Source organism: Sphingomonas melonis, from assembly GCF_013409985.1.
Classification (GTDB): Bacteria; Pseudomonadota; Alphaproteobacteria; order Sphingomonadales; family Sphingomonadaceae; genus Sphingomonas; species Sphingomonas melonis_A.
On the sequence record NZ_JACCBY010000001.1, the window covers coordinates 1,035,219 to 1,050,428 of the forward strand.

15 protein-coding genes are annotated in these 15,210 nt (G+C 66.7%); 5 read left to right on the forward strand and 10 right to left on the reverse strand.

Features of this window, described 5'->3' with window-relative positions; all coding sequences use genetic code 11:
* Positions 1 to 15: 15 nt before the first annotated feature.
* Together HD841_RS04930 and HD841_RS04935 are read right to left on the reverse strand one after the other, a co-directional pair.
* Positions 16 to 1,071 (reverse strand): ribonucleotide-diphosphate reductase subunit beta, encoded by a 1,056-nt coding sequence (locus tag HD841_RS04930; RefSeq protein WP_179507720.1) that lies wholly within the window; start codon positions 1,069 to 1,071, stop codon positions 16 to 18.
* 43 nt (positions 1,072 to 1,114) lie between these two features.
* Entirely contained in the window at positions 1,115 to 1,315 is a 201-nt protein-coding gene (locus HD841_RS04935) for a hypothetical protein (protein ID WP_179507721.1), read from the reverse strand.
* A gap of 86 nt (positions 1,316 to 1,401) precedes the next feature.
* Between HD841_RS04935 and HD841_RS04940 the strand changes: the two genes are divergently transcribed.
* On the forward strand, positions 1,402 to 1,653 hold the full coding sequence (locus HD841_RS04940; protein ID WP_179507722.1) for a DUF2171 domain-containing protein: 252 nt from the start codon (positions 1,402 to 1,404) through the stop codon (positions 1,651 to 1,653).
* Between the two features lie 74 nt (positions 1,654 to 1,727).
* Here the strand turns inward: HD841_RS04940 and HD841_RS04945 are convergent, their stop codons facing one another.
* The 3 genes from HD841_RS04945 to HD841_RS04955 all read right to left on the reverse strand — a co-directional run bounded on the left by HD841_RS04945 (position 1,728) and on the right by HD841_RS04955 (position 7,322).
* The gene (locus HD841_RS04945) at positions 1,728 to 2,156 is read right to left on the reverse strand and encodes an endonuclease domain-containing protein (protein WP_179507723.1); all 429 of its coding nucleotides are present in this window, start codon (positions 2,154 to 2,156) and stop codon (positions 1,728 to 1,730) included.
* A 149-nt stretch (positions 2,157 to 2,305) separates the two neighbouring features.
* Positions 2,306 to 4,243 carry a ribonucleoside-diphosphate reductase subunit alpha gene (locus HD841_RS04950; protein WP_179507724.1) on the reverse strand — a complete coding sequence of 646 codons (1,938 nt, stop codon included), beginning with the start codon at positions 4,241 to 4,243 and terminating at the stop codon, positions 2,306 to 2,308.
* A gap of 421 nt (positions 4,244 to 4,664) precedes the next feature.
* Entirely contained in the window at positions 4,665 to 7,322 is a 2,658-nt protein-coding gene (locus HD841_RS04955) for an EAL domain-containing protein (protein ID WP_257015242.1), read from the reverse strand.
* A gap of 172 nt (positions 7,323 to 7,494) precedes the next feature.
* On the opposite strand from HD841_RS04955, the gene HD841_RS04960 reads away from it, so the two are divergent.
* The 3 genes from HD841_RS04960 (at position 7,495) to HD841_RS04970 (ending at position 10,281) form a co-directional block, all read left to right on the forward strand.
* Complete coding sequence (locus tag HD841_RS04960; protein WP_179507725.1) at positions 7,495 to 9,015, forward strand: fumarate hydratase; 1,521 nt, start codon at positions 7,495 to 7,497, stop codon at positions 9,013 to 9,015.
* Positions 9,016 to 9,380: 365 nt separating this feature from the next.
* A complete protein-coding gene (locus HD841_RS04965) occupies positions 9,381 to 9,806 on the forward strand; it encodes a GNAT family N-acetyltransferase (protein ID WP_218845365.1) in 426 nt (141 codons plus the stop codon).
* Positions 9,807 to 9,852: 46 nt separating this feature from the next.
* Entirely contained in the window at positions 9,853 to 10,281 is a 429-nt protein-coding gene (locus tag HD841_RS04970) for a DUF2501 domain-containing protein (RefSeq protein WP_179507726.1), read from the forward strand.
* On the opposite strand, the gene HD841_RS04975 is transcribed toward HD841_RS04970, so the two are convergent.
* Together HD841_RS04975 and HD841_RS04980 are read right to left on the reverse strand one after the other, a co-directional pair.
* Entirely contained in the window at positions 10,256 to 10,807 is a 552-nt protein-coding gene (locus HD841_RS04975) for a GNAT family N-acetyltransferase (RefSeq protein WP_179507727.1), read from the reverse strand. The two genes, HD841_RS04970 and HD841_RS04975, sit on opposite strands and share 26 nt — an antisense overlap.
* A 426-nt stretch (positions 10,808 to 11,233) precedes the next feature.
* Positions 11,234 to 11,758: a hypothetical protein gene (locus HD841_RS04980; protein WP_179507728.1), complete on the reverse strand. Its 525-nt coding sequence runs from the start codon at positions 11,756 to 11,758 to the stop codon at positions 11,234 to 11,236.
* 101 nt (positions 11,759 to 11,859) lie between these two features.
* On the opposite strand from HD841_RS04980, the gene HD841_RS04985 reads away from it, so the two are divergent.
* Complete coding sequence (locus tag HD841_RS04985) at positions 11,860 to 12,240, forward strand: PRC-barrel domain-containing protein (protein WP_179507729.1); 381 nt, start codon at positions 11,860 to 11,862, stop codon at positions 12,238 to 12,240.
* Here HD841_RS04985 and HD841_RS04990 read toward each other — a convergent pair.
* From HD841_RS04990 to uvrB, 3 genes are all read right to left on the reverse strand, one after another.
* Positions 12,237 to 12,557, reverse strand: coding sequence for a HigA family addiction module antitoxin (locus HD841_RS04990; protein ID WP_179507730.1), 321 nt, complete (start codon positions 12,555 to 12,557; stop codon positions 12,237 to 12,239). The two genes, HD841_RS04985 and HD841_RS04990, sit on opposite strands and share 4 nt — an antisense overlap.
* A complete protein-coding gene (locus tag HD841_RS04995) occupies positions 12,529 to 12,813 on the reverse strand; it encodes a type II toxin-antitoxin system RelE/ParE family toxin (protein ID WP_179507731.1) in 285 nt (94 codons plus the stop codon). Before HD841_RS04995 ends, HD841_RS04990 begins: the two co-directional genes overlap by 29 nt.
* Positions 12,814 to 12,878: 65 nt before the next feature.
* Positions 12,879 to 15,074 carry an excinuclease ABC subunit UvrB gene (gene uvrB / locus HD841_RS05000; RefSeq protein ID WP_179507732.1) on the reverse strand — a complete coding sequence of 732 codons (2,196 nt, stop codon included), beginning with the start codon at positions 15,072 to 15,074 and terminating at the stop codon, positions 12,879 to 12,881.
* Positions 15,075 to 15,210: the final 136 nt, after the last annotated feature.

A 15,210-nucleotide genomic window follows, 5' to 3' on the forward strand; every position in this document is an offset into this window, starting at 1 on the left:
TGGTGGGTGTCTCCGTTACTCCGCCGCCACGCCGGCCTGCGAGAACATATCCCCGCTCGCCTCGGCATCCTCGTTCGCCGGGCGGCCGATCTTCGCCTTCTGGCGCTTGTCGAACGAATCCCAGACGTCGTTCCACTGGCCCTTGGTCGCCGCCTTCGAATATTCGGTCGCGCGCTGTTCGAAGAAATTCGCGTGCTCGACGCCGTTCAGCATCGGCGCCAGCCACGGCAGCGGGTGTTCGTCGATCATGTAGATCGGCTTCAGGCCGAGCTGCCCCATCCGCCAGTCGGCGATGTAGCGGATGTACTTCTTGATCTCCTTGGGCGTCATGCCGTTGACCGGGCCCATCTCGAACGCGAGGTCGATGAAATTGTCCTCGAGCCGGATCGTCGTCTGGCAGACGTCGGCGATATCGTCCTTCACCGCCTTGGTCAGGCACTGGCGCTCGTGGCAGAAGGTGTGGAACATCTTGATGATGCCCTCGCAATGCAGGCTCTCGTCGCGGATCGACCAGGTGACGATCTGGCCCATGCCCTTCATCTTGTTGAAGCGCGGGAAGTTCATCAGCATCGCGAAGCTGGCGAACAGCTGCACGCCCTCGGTGAAGCCGCCGAACATGGCGAGCGTGCGGGCGATGTCCTGATCGTTGTCGACGCCGAAGTTCTGCATGTAGTCATGCTTTTCCTTCATCTCGGCATATTCGAGGAAGGCGCCATATTCGCTCTCGGGCATGCCGATCGTGTCGAGCAGATGGCTGTAGGCGGCGATATGCACCGTCTCCATGTTGCTGAACGCGGTCAGCATCATCTTGACCTCGGTCGGCTTGAATACGCGGCCGTATTTCTCGTGGTAGCAATCCTGCACCTCGACGTCCGCCTGGGTGAAGAAGCGGAAGATCTGGGTGAGCAGGTTGCGCTCGTGATCGGTCAGCTTCTGCGCCCAGTCGCGGCAATCCTCGCCCAGCGGCACCTCTTCGGGGAGCCAGTGGAGCTGCTGCTGACGCTTCCAGAATTCGAACGCCCAGGGGTATTCGAACGGCTTGTACTGCTTGCGGGCTTCGAGGAGGGACATGGGGTACTCCGAGGGACAGGGGAAAGGATATAGGCGCGAAAGATCAGGGCTGACCGCTCCATTGCCACATCGCATGCGCCGAAAAGGCGAGGACGATGGCAAGGGAGACGGCCATGATGCCGGCCATGCGGTAGACGTAGACGCGCGCCGGGCCCTGCGGCCGGCGCAGCTCGAACAGCATCCACGCGCCGCCGAGGCCGAAGATCGCGGCGACCGCGAACATGATGAGGCTCTGCAACGGCATCAGTGCACGCCTCCGGCCATGGCGCGCGATGCATCCAATTGCGGGGCGGCTCGTTTCACCGCCGAACCCCTCGCAGGAGACGTATCATGCACGATCACAGCAACATCAAAGAGCATATGAAGGTCATCGGCGCCGACGGCGTCCATGTCGGCACCGTCGATCACGTCGACGGCGAGCGCATCAAGCTCACCAAGAACGATTCGCCGAGCACCCAGGACGGGCAGGGCGGCAAGCACCATTACCTGCCCGCCGGCCTCGTCGCCGAGATCGAGGGCGACACGGTGCGCCTGTCGGCGACCGCGCAGAACGCCGTCGACATGTTCGAAGAGGCGGAGTGATCCGCTATTTCCCTCTCCCAGCGGGAGAGGGAAGGAGCCGCCGTTAGGCGGCGGAAGGGTGAGGGCGGTGCCGGTCATGCGGTGCCGCCCTTTTCTTGTGCGTGGTCACCCTCATCCTTCCCACACGGCTTTGCCGTGCGGGCCCCTTCCTTCTCCCGGAGGGAGAAGGAGATATGGGCCAGAACACCGTCCAGATTCGTCATCACGTCAGGGTTGGCGAAGCGGATCACGGAAAAGCCTTGGCGTTGGATGAAGCGGGTGCGGATGGCGTCGGTTTCCGGCGTGGCGGCATGGGTGTCGCCGTCGACCTCGATAACGAGGCGTTCGGAGAAGCAGAGGATGTCGGCCCGGTAGGGTCCGACGGGGGCTTGATGGCGCCATTTCAACGTCGGGAATGCCTCACGAAGCGCACGGAGCAGGCGGCGTTCGGGTTCCGGTGCTGCGCGACGGAGCTGACGGGCGTGCTGGACGGTGCCGGATGGCTGGTTCTTGTAGAGACGCATCTCACCCTCACCCTTCCGCCGCAGCGCGGCTCCCTCCCTCTCCTGATGAGAGAGGGAATGGTGGCCACCTTCCCCCTCTCCCTCCGTGAGAGGGAGGGGCCCGCCCGGCGGAGCCGGGTGGGAGGGTGAGGACGACCCGCCCCACTACCTCACTGGCACGCCAGACATTCGTCATAATCGGTCGTCTCGCCGATCTCGAACTTGGGTGCGGCGATCGTATTGTCCGCCTCGACCCCGCCGGACCCTGCGAACCCGGCGCGCTGCACCGACTTGGAGCGCAGGTAATAGAGCGACTTGATGCCGAGTTCCCACGCCCGGAAGTGGAGCATCAGCAGGTCCCACTTCTCGACGTCGGCGGGGATGAACAGGTTCAGCGATTGCGCCTGGTCGATATACGGCGTGCGGTCGCCGGCGAGTTCGAGCAGCCAGCGCTGGTCGATCTCGAAGCTGGTCTTGTAGCAGTCCTTCTCCTCGGTCGACAGGAAGTCGAGGTGCTGCACCGAGCCGCCATGTTCGAGGATCGAGTTCCACACCGCCTCGCTGTTCTTCGATTTCTCGTTGAGCAGCTTTTCGAGATAGGGATTCTTGACCGAGAAGCTGCCCGACAGCGTCTTGTGCGTGTAGATGTTGGCAGGGATCGGCTCGATGCACGCCGAGGTGCCGCCGCAGATGATGCTGATCGACGCGGTCGGCGCGATCGCCATCTTGCAGCTGAACCGCTCCATCACGCCGACGTCGGCGGCGTCGGGGCAGGGGCCGCGCTCGATCGCGAGCTGCATCGACGCCTCGTTCACCTGCGCGTTGATGTGCTTGAAGATCTTGAGGTTCCACGACTTGGCCATCGCCCCCTCGAACGGCAGGCCGCGCGCCTGGAGGAAGGAGTGGAAGCCCATCACGCCGAGGCCGACCGAGCGTTCGCGCGCGGCGCTATAGGCGGCGCGCTCCATGCCCGGCTCGTGGCGGTCGATATAGTCCTGCAGCACATTGTCGAGGAAGCGCATCACGTCCTCGATGAACTGCTTGTCGCCGTTCCACTGGTCCCAGGTCTCGAGGTTGAGGCTCGACAGGCAGCAGACCGCGGTACGGTCGTTGCCGAGATGGTCCTTGCCGGTCGGCAGCGTGATCTCGCTGCACAGGTTCGAGGTCGACACCTTGAGGCCGAGCTCGCGATGATGCTTGGGCATCGTGCGGTTCACGTGGTCGGCGAAGACGATGTAGGGCTCGCCGGTCTGCAACCGGGTCTCGACCAGCTTCTGGAACAGCGAGCGTGCGTCGACGGTGGCGCGGACGGTCTGGTCCTTGGGGCTGAGCAGGTTCCACTCGGCGCCGTCGCGCACCGCCTCCATGAAGGCGTCGGTGAGCAGCACGCCGTGGTGCAGGTTGAGCGCCTTGCGGTTGAAATCGCCCGACGGCTTGCGGATCTCGAGGAACTCCTCGATCTCCGGGTGGCTGATGTCGAGATAGCAGGCGGCCGACCCGCGGCGCAGCGAGCCCTGGCTGATCGCCAGCGTCAGGCTGTCCATCACGCGGACGAAGGGGATGATGCCGCTGGTCTTGCCGTTGAGGCCGACCGGCTCGCCGATGCCGCGGACGTTGCCCCAATAGGTGCCGATGCCGCCGCCGCGGCTGGCCAGCCAGACGTTCTCGTTCCAGGTGTCGACGATGCCGTTCAGGCTGTCGGGCACCGAGTTGAGATAGCAGCTGATCGGCAGGCCGCGCCCGGTGCCGCCGTTCGACAGCACCGGCGTCGCCGGCATGAACCAGAGCTTCGAGATATAATCGTAGAGGCGCTGCGCGTGGCCGGCATCGTCGGCATAGGCCGAGGCGACGCGGACGAAGAGGTCCTGATAGCTCTCGCCGGGCAGCAGGTAGCGATCGTTGAGCGTTTCCTTGCCGAAGTCGGTGAGCAGCGCGTCGCGGCTATGGTCGACCTCGACCGGATAGGGGCGCGCGCGGACGGCCTTGCTGCCGGTGCCGACATCCTGCGTCGCGGGCGAGGCGGTGGTGGTGGTGGCGGTCGCTTCGTGCGTGGTCGCTTCGATCGTGTCGCTGGTCATTGCTTCACCCTGCGTGTCCCTGAAATCCATCGAAACCGATCCTTCGTTCTCTAAGTGTTCGAATCGGCGGTACATTCGCATGCTACCACCAAGGCGGCCCGCGGAAGAGAACAAAATGAGCACAACGCGATGCCGCGCCGTGTCCTGCAACGAACCCCGATATGGGTATCGATGGCGCTCTCTACCAGCAATTGGGTCCGCCCCCGAACTCAACCCCCACAAGTTGTGGCAAACCGACGCGGCAGGCAAGGGGGTAATGCGGTGACAGGGCGGCGGTTCCGCCCGACGAGGACGCTGCGACGGCAGCCGGTGCGGCGCGACGCGCGGACTTCCGCGGTTTCCGCAAAGCGCAAGAGAACGATGCGCGAACGAAAATTTTTAGTCGCGAAAAGCCCCGCCGCCTATCCGTCTGAAACGGACATGAATCGCAGTGTTGGCGCGTGTGACACAATCATGTCCCGCGGCGCAGGATCCGGCTGGGTTGGGACTGCTGGAGACGGTCGAGATTGAAATTTTCGGCGAACCGCAGGCCGGCACGGCCATCCTGCGCCCAGGCGACGCGGGCCGCGAACATCTGGTCCTCGACCAGCTCGATCAGCACGTCGAGCCCGATCGCGTCGGCGTCGATGGCGACGCCGTCGATCATCGCGCCGCTACTCGAGATGTTGCGGATGCGCACGTCGTCCTGATGCGGCCCGATCGCCAATCGTGCCGAGCGCAGCATCTTGGTGCGCGGCGCACGGCTGGTCTTGTGGCCGATCGGCGCGGCCTGCACCGCGCCGCCGAGCTGCGCCACCACCTCCGCATCGGCGATGCCGCGGCCATAGACGAAGCCCTGGATGTGGCTGCAGCCGAGCGAGCGGACGAGGTCGATCTCGTCCTGGATCTCCACCCCCTCCGCCGTCGTCTCCATGCCGAGCGTGTCGGCGAGCGTGACGATCGCGCGGATGATCGCCGCGTTGCGGTTGCCCGGCTGGGCGGCGCCGCGGACGAAACTCTGGTCGATCTTGATCTTGTCGAAGGGGGCCGTGCGCAGATAGCCGAGGCTGGAATAGCCGGTGCCGAAATCGTCGAGCGCCAGCCGGACGCCGAGCGCCTTCAGCGCCTTGAACATCGCGTCTGTCGCGCCGGATTCGTCGAGGAACACCCCCTCGGTAATCTCCAGTTCGAGGCGCGAGGCGGGCAGGCCGCTGCGCGACAACGCCGAGGTGACGATCGCGGGGAAGGCGGGGTTGGCGAACTGGATCGGCGAGACGTTAACCGCGACGCGCACCGCGCGCGGCCAGCGCGCTGCGGCATCGCAGGCGGTGCGCAGCACCCATTCGCCGAGCGCCTCGATCAGCCCGCATTCCTCCGCCACAGGGATGAAGTCGGCGGGCGAGATGCGGCCGCGCACCGGATGCTCCCAGCGCAGCAGCGCCTCATAGCCGGTGATCGCCTCGGTCGCGGTCGAGACGACCGGCTGATAATGGAGGTGGAAGCCGCCCTCGGTCAGGGCGGTGCGCATGTCGTCCTCGAGCGCCTTGCGGCTCTTCGCGCCGGATAGCATCTCCTCGGAGAAGAAGCGGTGGACGCCGCGGCCGTCGGCCTTGGCGGCATAGAGCGCCAGGTCGGCGTTGCGGACCAGCTCCTCGGCATTGTCGCCATGCTGGGGAGCGATGGCGATGCCGATCGAACAGCCGATCGTCACCGTCGCGCCGGCGATAAAATAGGGCTGCGACAGCGCCGCGATCAGCTCCTTGGCGAGCGTGGTCAGCATATCGCGATGATCGATGCCGGGCAGCAGCACCTTGAACTCGTCGCCGCCGAGCCGGCCGACCAGCCCGACCTCGCCGACGCCGCGCTGGAGCCGCTGCGCGACCTGTTTGAGCAGCGCGTCGCCCGCCTGGTGGCCGAGCGTGTCGTTGACCGCCTTGAACCGGTCGAGGTCCATCAGGAACAGCGAGGCGGGGCGCAGCACGCCGCCCTGCGGTTGCAGCGTCTTGTCGAGGCTCTGGCGCATGCGCTGGCGGTTGGCGAGGCCGGTGAGGCCGTCGAACAGCGCGAGCCGGGTGATCTCCGCATCCGACTTGCGCTTCTCGGTGAGGTCGCTGCCCGAGCCGATGAACCCCTGGAATCGGCCGAGGTCGTCAATCACCGGTCGGCCCGAGATCGACCACCAGCGATCCGGCTCGGCACCGTCCTCGCCGCCGGCGGCGCAGATGGTGTAATCGGCGAAGGACGTGCGCGACGACAGGTGGAAGGCGAGCGTCCGCTCGGTGCCCGGTGCGGCGCTGTCCATGCGGAAGACGTCGGTGAGCAGGCAGCCGAGCGGATCGCGATAGCGCGGGGCGAGCGCGGCGGCGACCTTGGCGGACAGATAGGTGATGCGGCCCTGGCGATCCGCCTCCCAGAACCAGCTGGTGCCATGCCCTTCGAACTCGGCGATCATCTTGACCGCGAGACCGCCCTCGCGGGCGGCGGAGACGTGGCGCTGGATGGCGAGATCGTCGAGCCGCGCGAGCCGCAGCGTGGCGAAGGCGACGCAGGCGAGGACGGCGAGCGCGACCAGCGCCGACAACAGGCTGCCCGCGACGATCCCGAGCATGAGCACCAGCCCGGCGGCGAAGCCGAGCAGCGCGGCACGCACCGGATAGAGCGCGACGCCGGTCATGCCGATCGCGCCGGCGATGCCGGCGATACAGGCGGGCTGGACCGGACCGGCCCGCAGCCCCGTCGCCTCCCAGAGCAGCCAGACCAGCGCGCCGGCGACGATCGTCGCCGCCAGCGTCAGGCCACGGGTGCGGACGTGCGGCGGCCAGCTGCGCAGGCGCGGCACGGCGAGCATGGCATGGATGGCGAGCGACGGCAGCAGCAGCGCGGCGATGGCGACGAGGAGGCCGGCCGGCAGGCCATGACGCGCGATGTCGCCGAGCGCCGCGCCGATCAGCACCGCGCTGGCGAGGAGTTGCGCGGCGAGCGCGAACGGCCAGGCGGTGAGGACGTGCGCGAGATGGCCGGCGCGCATCCGCGCGTCATGGTCGGCCTGCCCGCCGCCGAGGCCGAGCAGGCGCAGCACCGGCACGGCGGCGGGGGGCGGTTCGGGGGGAAGCGGGGAGACCGAGGGCATGATCCCCCAATAAAGTGGGATGGTTGAGAAAACTTTGCGATCGCGCAGGCTTGGCGGGCCGGCGCGGGCTGACCGCCTGCCGGTGAGCCGCTGGTGGGCGCGGGCGCAGGTCCGAACGCGCCTTGGCGGCCTTCGCCGCTGGCTCTAAAGCGGGCGCAAAGGAGCCCGCCCCGTGACCACGACCATCCGCGCCACCGACCTGATCGACAGCGTCGCCGATGCGCTGCAATTCATCAGTTACTATCATCCGATGGATTACATCCGCGCGCTCGGCGAGGCCTATCAGGCCGAGCAGAGCCCGGCGGCGAAGGACGCGATCGCGCAGATCCTGACCAACAGCCGGATGTGCGCCGAGGGCCATCGCCCGATCTGTCAGGACACCGGCATCGTCACCGTCTTCGTCAAATGGGGTCAGGATTGCCGGCTCGACGGCGACCTGTCGTTGCAGGAGGTGATCGACGAGGGCGTGCGGCGCGCCTACCTCCACCCCGAGAACAAGCTGCGCGCCTCGATCCTCGCCGATCCGGCGTTCACGCGGCGCAACACGCGCGACAACACGCCCTCGGTGCTCCACGTCGAGATGGTGCCGGGCGCCCGCGTGTCGGTCGACGTCGCCGCTAAGGGCGGCGGGTCGGAGAACAAGTCCAAGTTCAAGATGATGAACCCCAGCGACAGCATCGTCGACTGGGTGGTCGAGACGGTGCCGCAGATGGGCGCGGGCTGGTGCCCGCCGGGGATGCTCGGCATCGGCATCGGCGGCACCGCGGAAAAGGCGATGCTGCTCGCCAAGGAATCGCTGATGGGGGCGATCGACATGGGGCAGCTCAAGGCGCGCGGGCCGAGGAACGACCTTGAGGCGTTGCGCATCGAACTGTTCGACAAGGTCAATGCGCTCGGCATCGGTGCGCAGGGACTCGGCGGGCTGTCGACGATCCTCGACGTGAAGATCCTCGACTGGCCGACGCATGCCGCGTCCAAGCCGGTGGCGATGATCCCCAATTGCGCCGCGACGCGCCACGCGCATTTCACGCTCGACGGCACCGGCCCGTCCTATCTCGAGGCGCCCAAGCTCAGCGACTGGCCGCAGGTCGACTGGCAGCCGGACAGCGCCGCGATCCGCGTCGATCTCGACACGCTGACGCCGGAGGTGGTGGCGCAGTGGAAGCATGGCGACCGGCTGCTGCTCAACGGCAAGATGCTGACCGGGCGCGACGCCGCGCACAAGCGGATCGCCGACATGCTGGCCAAGGGCGAGCCGCTGCCGGTCGATTTCCGCGGGCGCGTGATCTATTATGTCGGGCCGGTCGATCCGGTCGGCGAGGAGGTCGTCGGGCCGGCGGGGCCGACGACGGCGACGCGGATGGACAAGTTCACCCGCATGATGCTCGACCATGGGCTGCTGGCGATGGTCGGCAAGGCGGAGCGCGGCCCGGCGGCGACCGAGGCGATCCGCGACGCGAAGAGCGCCTATCTGATGGCGGTCGGTGGCGCCGCCTATCTGGTCGCGCGCGCGATCAAGGGCAGCAAGGTGGTCGGCTTCGAGGACCTCGGCATGGAGGCGATCTACGAATTCGAGGTCAGCGACTTCCCGGTCACCGTCGCGGTCGACAGCGAAGGCCAGAACGTCCACCAGCTCGCGCCTTTGATATGGCGCGAGAAGATCGCGCGCGAGAGGCTGCTGACGCCGGCGTAATGATCGCCGGCGGCGGTCGGTCGACGCTATCGTGTCCCGCATTCCCCCGTCACCCCGGACGTGTTCCGGGGTCCACTCGGCGGCGAGGAGAGCGGCTTGAAGCGCAGCGATCGTCCTGCGGGCGGGGGGACCCCGGAACGAGTCCGGGGTGACGGGGGATGCGGGGAGAACCAATCGCACCCCGCCACGGTTGCTGGGGCATGACCAAGCCCGCGCCGCGATGGTGACGATCCGTGCCGCCGATGACCGCGTCCGGGGGCAGTGCTGGGCGGGATCGACATTCCGCCCAATTCCTCCCCCTGACGGGGGAATTGTCTCGAAAGCTTTAATGTCGATCCGGCCTAGCGACGCTGCGCCTGGTCGGCGTGGCGGGCGAGGCCTATACGCTCGATCACGACATGGGCGCCGCTGCGCTGGCCGATTACGGGTTCGGCGACGACAAGGCGGTGTTCGTCGCCGAGACGGAAGGGCGTGATGCTCGGCAGCTTTTATTTTCGCACCAATCAGGCGGGTGGCGGCGCGTGTCGCCTGTGCCGCCTATGTCGCCGCGTGGCATCGCGCGGGCGACGGCGCGCCATTCGTTCGACGCGGCCGGTGCGGCGGGCTTTCCCGCGATGCAGTTCAACTTCAACATGGCCAGCAACCATGTCGCGGTGACGCTGTGGCAGGCGCTCGGCTTCGCGATCGTCGCGCGGCCGCCGCGGGCGCTTTACCATCCGCTGCCAGGGCCGATCGATGCGCTGGTTATGCCCCGCTGGCTGGTCGATCCGGCCGCGGCGCGGAACGCCTGACGCGGCGGGCGGTTGGTGGAACGATGTCGCCGACCGGGAGAGAATGATGAAGACGATCCTTGCCGCCGCGCTGCTTCTCGCACCGACGATGGCGGCTGCGCAGACCGCCGATCCCGCCCCGGCCACGACGCCGCGTGCCGGCGGGCTGCTCGGGCAGATGGGCGGCTTGCTGGGCGGTGGCGGCGCGTTGCCGCAGATCGGCTCGATCGGCGCGGGCAATGCCGCTGGGTTGCTCGGCTATTGCGTCAAGAACCGGCTGCTCGGCACCGGCACCGGCGGCACGACGGGCGCGGCCAGCGTGCTCGGGCGACTGACCGGGCAGAGGGATGTGCAGAACCAGCCCGGCTATGCCGGTGGGCAGGCGGGGCAGGTGCAGGCCCCCAACGGCCAGGCCTTGTCGCTCGGCGCGCTGCGCGGGCAGTTGAAGAACCAGGTGTGCAACCTGGTGCTCAACCGGGCGAAGGCGTTCCTTTAAGCCGCGTCGCGCCCCGACCGGGGGTGGCCGGCGGCGGGGTGACGGTCAGATGGAAGAACTTGCGATCCACGTCCATCAACGGGAAATTGAGCGGCAGCGCCATCCGCGAGATTTCGCGGAAGCCGCTCTTCTTGTAGAAACGGTGTGCGCCGACGAACTGCCGCGCGGTGGCGAGGTAGACGTTTTGCATCCGCGCCTGCCGCGCGTGCTGGACCAGCGTCTCAAGCAGGCCCACCGCGACGCGAAGCTGGCGCCCGCGGGCGTGCGCGGCGACGAACATCTTGCATAAGGCGCCGTTCCGGTTGGCGATGTCCCTGAGGCCGATCGTGCCGACGATGGCGCCGTCAAGCTCCGCTACCCAGAAGCCGCCCGCGCTGCTCTGATAATAAGCGTCGATCTCTGTCAGGTCGGGCTGGTCGTCGACGGTGATGGCGATGCCGAACTCGATCTGCTGGATCGGCAGGATGAGCGCCGGTATCGCATCGCGATCCTGCGCAGCATAGGGGCGGATGATCGGTGCAGCCATATCCCGATTATAGGATAGCGTGGCGGCCGGCGATGATCGCCGTCGCGACGGCCGGACAGTGAATCCGTCGAGCCGGAAATGAGAAGAGGGTGCCGTGCGCCTCCCGGCAGCCCGACACCCTCCAAACATGGTCAGCGGCCGGAGAGCTCCAGCCCGGGAAACCATGGGACCCCTGTCATCCTCGTCATGCCGTTGATTGGGGGAGGATACCCCCCGACACGATTCAAACGGACGTTAGAAGCCAGTCCCCCGAACGAACCGAACCGAACTCACTGCTGAACCATGAGACATCGGATCACCTCCTTTCGCTTGTTGATAGCCATGTGACCGGACCCGGCCACACCCGCAATGTGCGCATGTCGGGCGGTGTAAACAAGTCTTGTAATGCAGCGGATTTTACGCGACGATTCGTCCCCTCCCCGCGCGTCAGCCGCGGCAGTCCTCGGTCACCCGCTCGATCTCCGCCCAGGCCGGCACGACCAGCGTCGGCGCGCCCGGTCGTTCGATCACGAAGCGGCCGCGGCTGAACCCCATCGCATCGAGCAGACCGTCGCTCGCCGCCAGCGTCGCCGCGACCGACGGCGGATTGCCGCCCGCCGGCTGGACGGGCAGCGCGCGCGCGATGCTGGTGGTGCGGATGGTCAGCGTCGTCGGCGCATTGCCCTCGACCGACAGGATGACCTGCCGCTGGCCGGCGTCGCAGCGTAGCGCGAGGCGCGCGCCGCCGGCCGGGCCGAAGCGGGCGATACTGCCACGGGTGTCGCGCTGCCACGTCCAGTCCCCCGGCGTCAGCGGCCAGTCGCGCCAGTCGCTGCCGCGCGGTGCGGCCGTGACCGGCGGCGCGGGCAGTGCGGCGACTGGCGGCGGGGGGGCGGGGGTGGGCGGTGCCATCGGCTGGGGCACGCAGGCGCTGGCGGCGAGCAGCAGGACGGCGGCGGGAAGGATGCGCATCCCGCGGCTTATGCGGGAAGGGCGACGATGCCTCAAGCGGCGTGCGCGTGGAACCGGCGCGGGCGACGGGCGGTTCACCCGCGAACAACCAGGAGCATCCGATGTCGACCGACGCCCAGTCCACCACCGCCACCCAATTGCTCGTCCAGGCGAACGTCGCCCATTCGCTGAAGGTGGAAAGCCGCGACGGCGATCAGGTGGGCTCGGTCTATGCGCTGATGGTGCACAAGGGCACGGGTCGCTCGACGCATGCGGTGCTCAGCCTCGGCGGCTTCCTCGGCATGGGCAAGAGCTTCTATCCGCTGCCGTTCGAGCTGCTGCAATTTGATCCGGTGCGCGATCTGTATGTGGTGACGATCGACCGCCGCATGCTGGAAGGCGGGCCGAGCTGGGCGAACAACGCGCCGGTGTTCGATCAGGCCTATGCCGATCGCGTGGCGAGCTATTACGGCGTGAGCAGCGCGAACCTGACGACGGGCTAAGCCGCGCGCGGTACGATATGATCGAGATCGGCCCGGTAAATCGACCGGGCCTCTTCGAGATCATAGTCGTTCTGCAAGCCGAGAAAGAACGTCTCGTCCATGCCGAAGTAACGTGCCAAGCGAAGCGCCGACTCCGCATCAACCGGCACCCGTTCATTCAACAGCGCTTCGAGCTTGTCACGGGCGATCCCAGCGCCGGCAGCCACCTCGGCAGTCGATATCTCGCTGCCGATCAGGAAATCCTCACGGAGGATTTCGCCCGGATGGATATTCGGCAGTCGCTCGCTGTCATCGATGATAATCCTTGATGCGGACATCGATCGCGCTCCCGTCCTCCCAACGGAAGGTGATCCTCCACTGGGCGTTGATGCGGATACTATATGTTCCCTTGCGGTCGCCCTTCAACTCCTCGAATCGATTGCCCGGCGGGATGAGCAGGTCGTGCGGGCTGACGATCCGGTTGAGCTGACGCAGCTTGCGAAGCGCAGGGCGCTGGATATCCGGCGGCAGTCTGCGGCTGCGTTCGCGGTTCCAGATGCGCTCGGTCTCGGCGTCGGCGAAGCTGCGGATCATGGGGCCGTCCTTTCTCCCGATCCGTAGCGTTCTGCCTCACCGATGTTACCGCCGTCAGGACGCGGTCACCGCCCGCGGCGGCCGCCCATGCGCATCTTCTGCTCCTTGCCGTAGCGCGTCTTGCGCGTGCCGGGCTTGCCTTCATTCGAGCGGCCCATGATCGGCGCCTTCTGCTCGTCGACGGGCAGGCCGAGTTCCTCGTTCTCCAACTGGCGGATCTCGTCGCGCAGCCGCCCGGCTTCCTCGAATTCGAGGTCGCTCGCCGCCTTGCGCATCCTTTTCTCGAGATCCTCGATATACGCACGCAGATTGTGGCCGACCATGTGCGGCCGGTCCTCGTCGATCGGCACGGTGACCTGATCGCCCTGGCTCACATGCGCGATGATATCGCCGATGTTGCGCTTGATCGTCGTCGGCGTGATGCCGTGTTCCGCGTTATACGCCTCCTGCTTCTCGCGGCGGCGCGCGGTCTCGTTCATCGCCCGCTCCATCGAGCCGGTGATGCGATCGGCGTAGAGGATGACCCGGCCGTCGACGTTACGCGCGGCGCGGCCGATCGTCTGGATCAGCGACGTTTCCGAGCGCAGGAAGCCCTCCTTGTCCGCGTCGAGGATCGCAACCAGCCCACATTCGGGGATGTCCAACCCCTCACGCAACAGGTTGATGCCGATAAGCACGTCATAGACGCCGAGGCGCAGATCGCGGATCAGCTCGATACGCTCCAGCGTCTCGACGTCCGAATGCATGTAGCGGACCTTGATGCCCGCCTCGTGCATATATTCGGTCAGATCCTCGCTCATGCGCTTGGTCAGCGTCGTCACCAGCGTGCGATAGCCGGCGGCGGTGGTCTTGTGGCATTCCTGGATCAGGTCCTGCACCTGTTCCTCGACCGGCTTGATCTCAACGGGCGGATCGATGAGGCCGGTGGGGCGGATGACCTGTTCGGCAAAGACGCCGCCGGTCTGCTCCATCTCCCAATTGCCCGGCGTCGCCGAGACGCTGACCGTCTGCGGACGCATCGCGTCCCATTCGTTGAAGCGCAGCGGCCGGTTGTCGATGCACGACGGCAGGCGGAAGCCATATTCGGCGAGCGTGATCTTGCGGCGGTGATCGCCGCGCGCCATCGCGCCGATCTGCGGCACCGTCTGGTGGCTCTCGTCGACGAACAGCACGGCATTTTCGGGTAGATATTCGAACAATGTGGGCGGCGGCTCGCCGGGCAGGCGGCCGGTGAGGAAGCGGCTGTAATTCTCGATGCCCGCACAACTTCCGGTGGCGGCGATCATCTCGAGGTCGAAATTGGTGCGCTGTTCCAGCCGCTGCGCCTCGAGCAACTTGCCCTCGGCAACCAGCTCCTTAAGCCGTTCGGCAAGCTCGTGCTTGATCGCGTCGGCCGCCTGTTTGAGCGTCGGACCCGGCGTCACGTAATGGCTGTTGGCGTAGACGCGCACGCTGTTGAGGCTCGCCACCTTCTTGCCGGTGAGCGGATCGAATTCGGTGATATCCTCGATGTCGTCGCCGAAGAAGGAGATGCGCCAGGCGCTGTCCTCGTAATGCGACGGGAAGATTTCGAGCGTGTCGCCCTTCACGCGGAAATTGCCGCGCGCGAAGGCGGCGTCGTTGCGCTTGTATTGCAGCGCGACGAGCTTGCGGACGATCTCGCGCTGATCGACGGTCGCGCCCTTCTTGAGGTCGAAGATCATCGCCGAATAGGTCTCGACCGAGCCGATGCCGTAGAGGCACGAGACCGAGGCGACGATGATGACGTCGTCGCGTTCGAGCAGCGAGCGCGTCGCCGAATGGCGCATCCGGTCAATCGACTCGTTGGTCGACGATTCCTTCTCGATATAGGTGTCCGAGCGCGGCACGTACGCCTCGGGCTGGTAGTAATCGTAGTAACTGACGAAATATTCGACGGCATTCTCGGGGAAGAAGCTCTTGAACTCGCCGTAGAGCTGCGCGGCGAGGATCTTGTTGGGCGCGAGGATCAGCGCCGGACGCTGCAATTCCTCGATCACCTTGGCCATGGTGAAGGTCTTGCCCGAGCCGGTGACGCCGAGCAGCACCTGGTCCTTTTCGCCGGCGCGCGCGGTCGCGGTCAGCTCGGCGATCGCGGTCGGCTGGTCGCCCGACGGCTGATATTCGCTGACCAGCTTGAACGGGCGCCCGCCCTCCACCTTCTCGGGGCGGGCCGGGCGATGCGGGACGAAGCTCTGGCCGGTTTCCGGCTCGTCGAGGGTGGTGCGGATCTGGATGACCATAGACCGGGGAATATGGGTGCGCATGGGGGCGGAGGCAACAGACCGTGAACACACCCGTCACCCCATCACCGGACTCGTTCCGGGGTCCACCCTGCGGCGAGGAGAAGGGCTGGAGCCTCCTGCCGTTCCCCCGTGG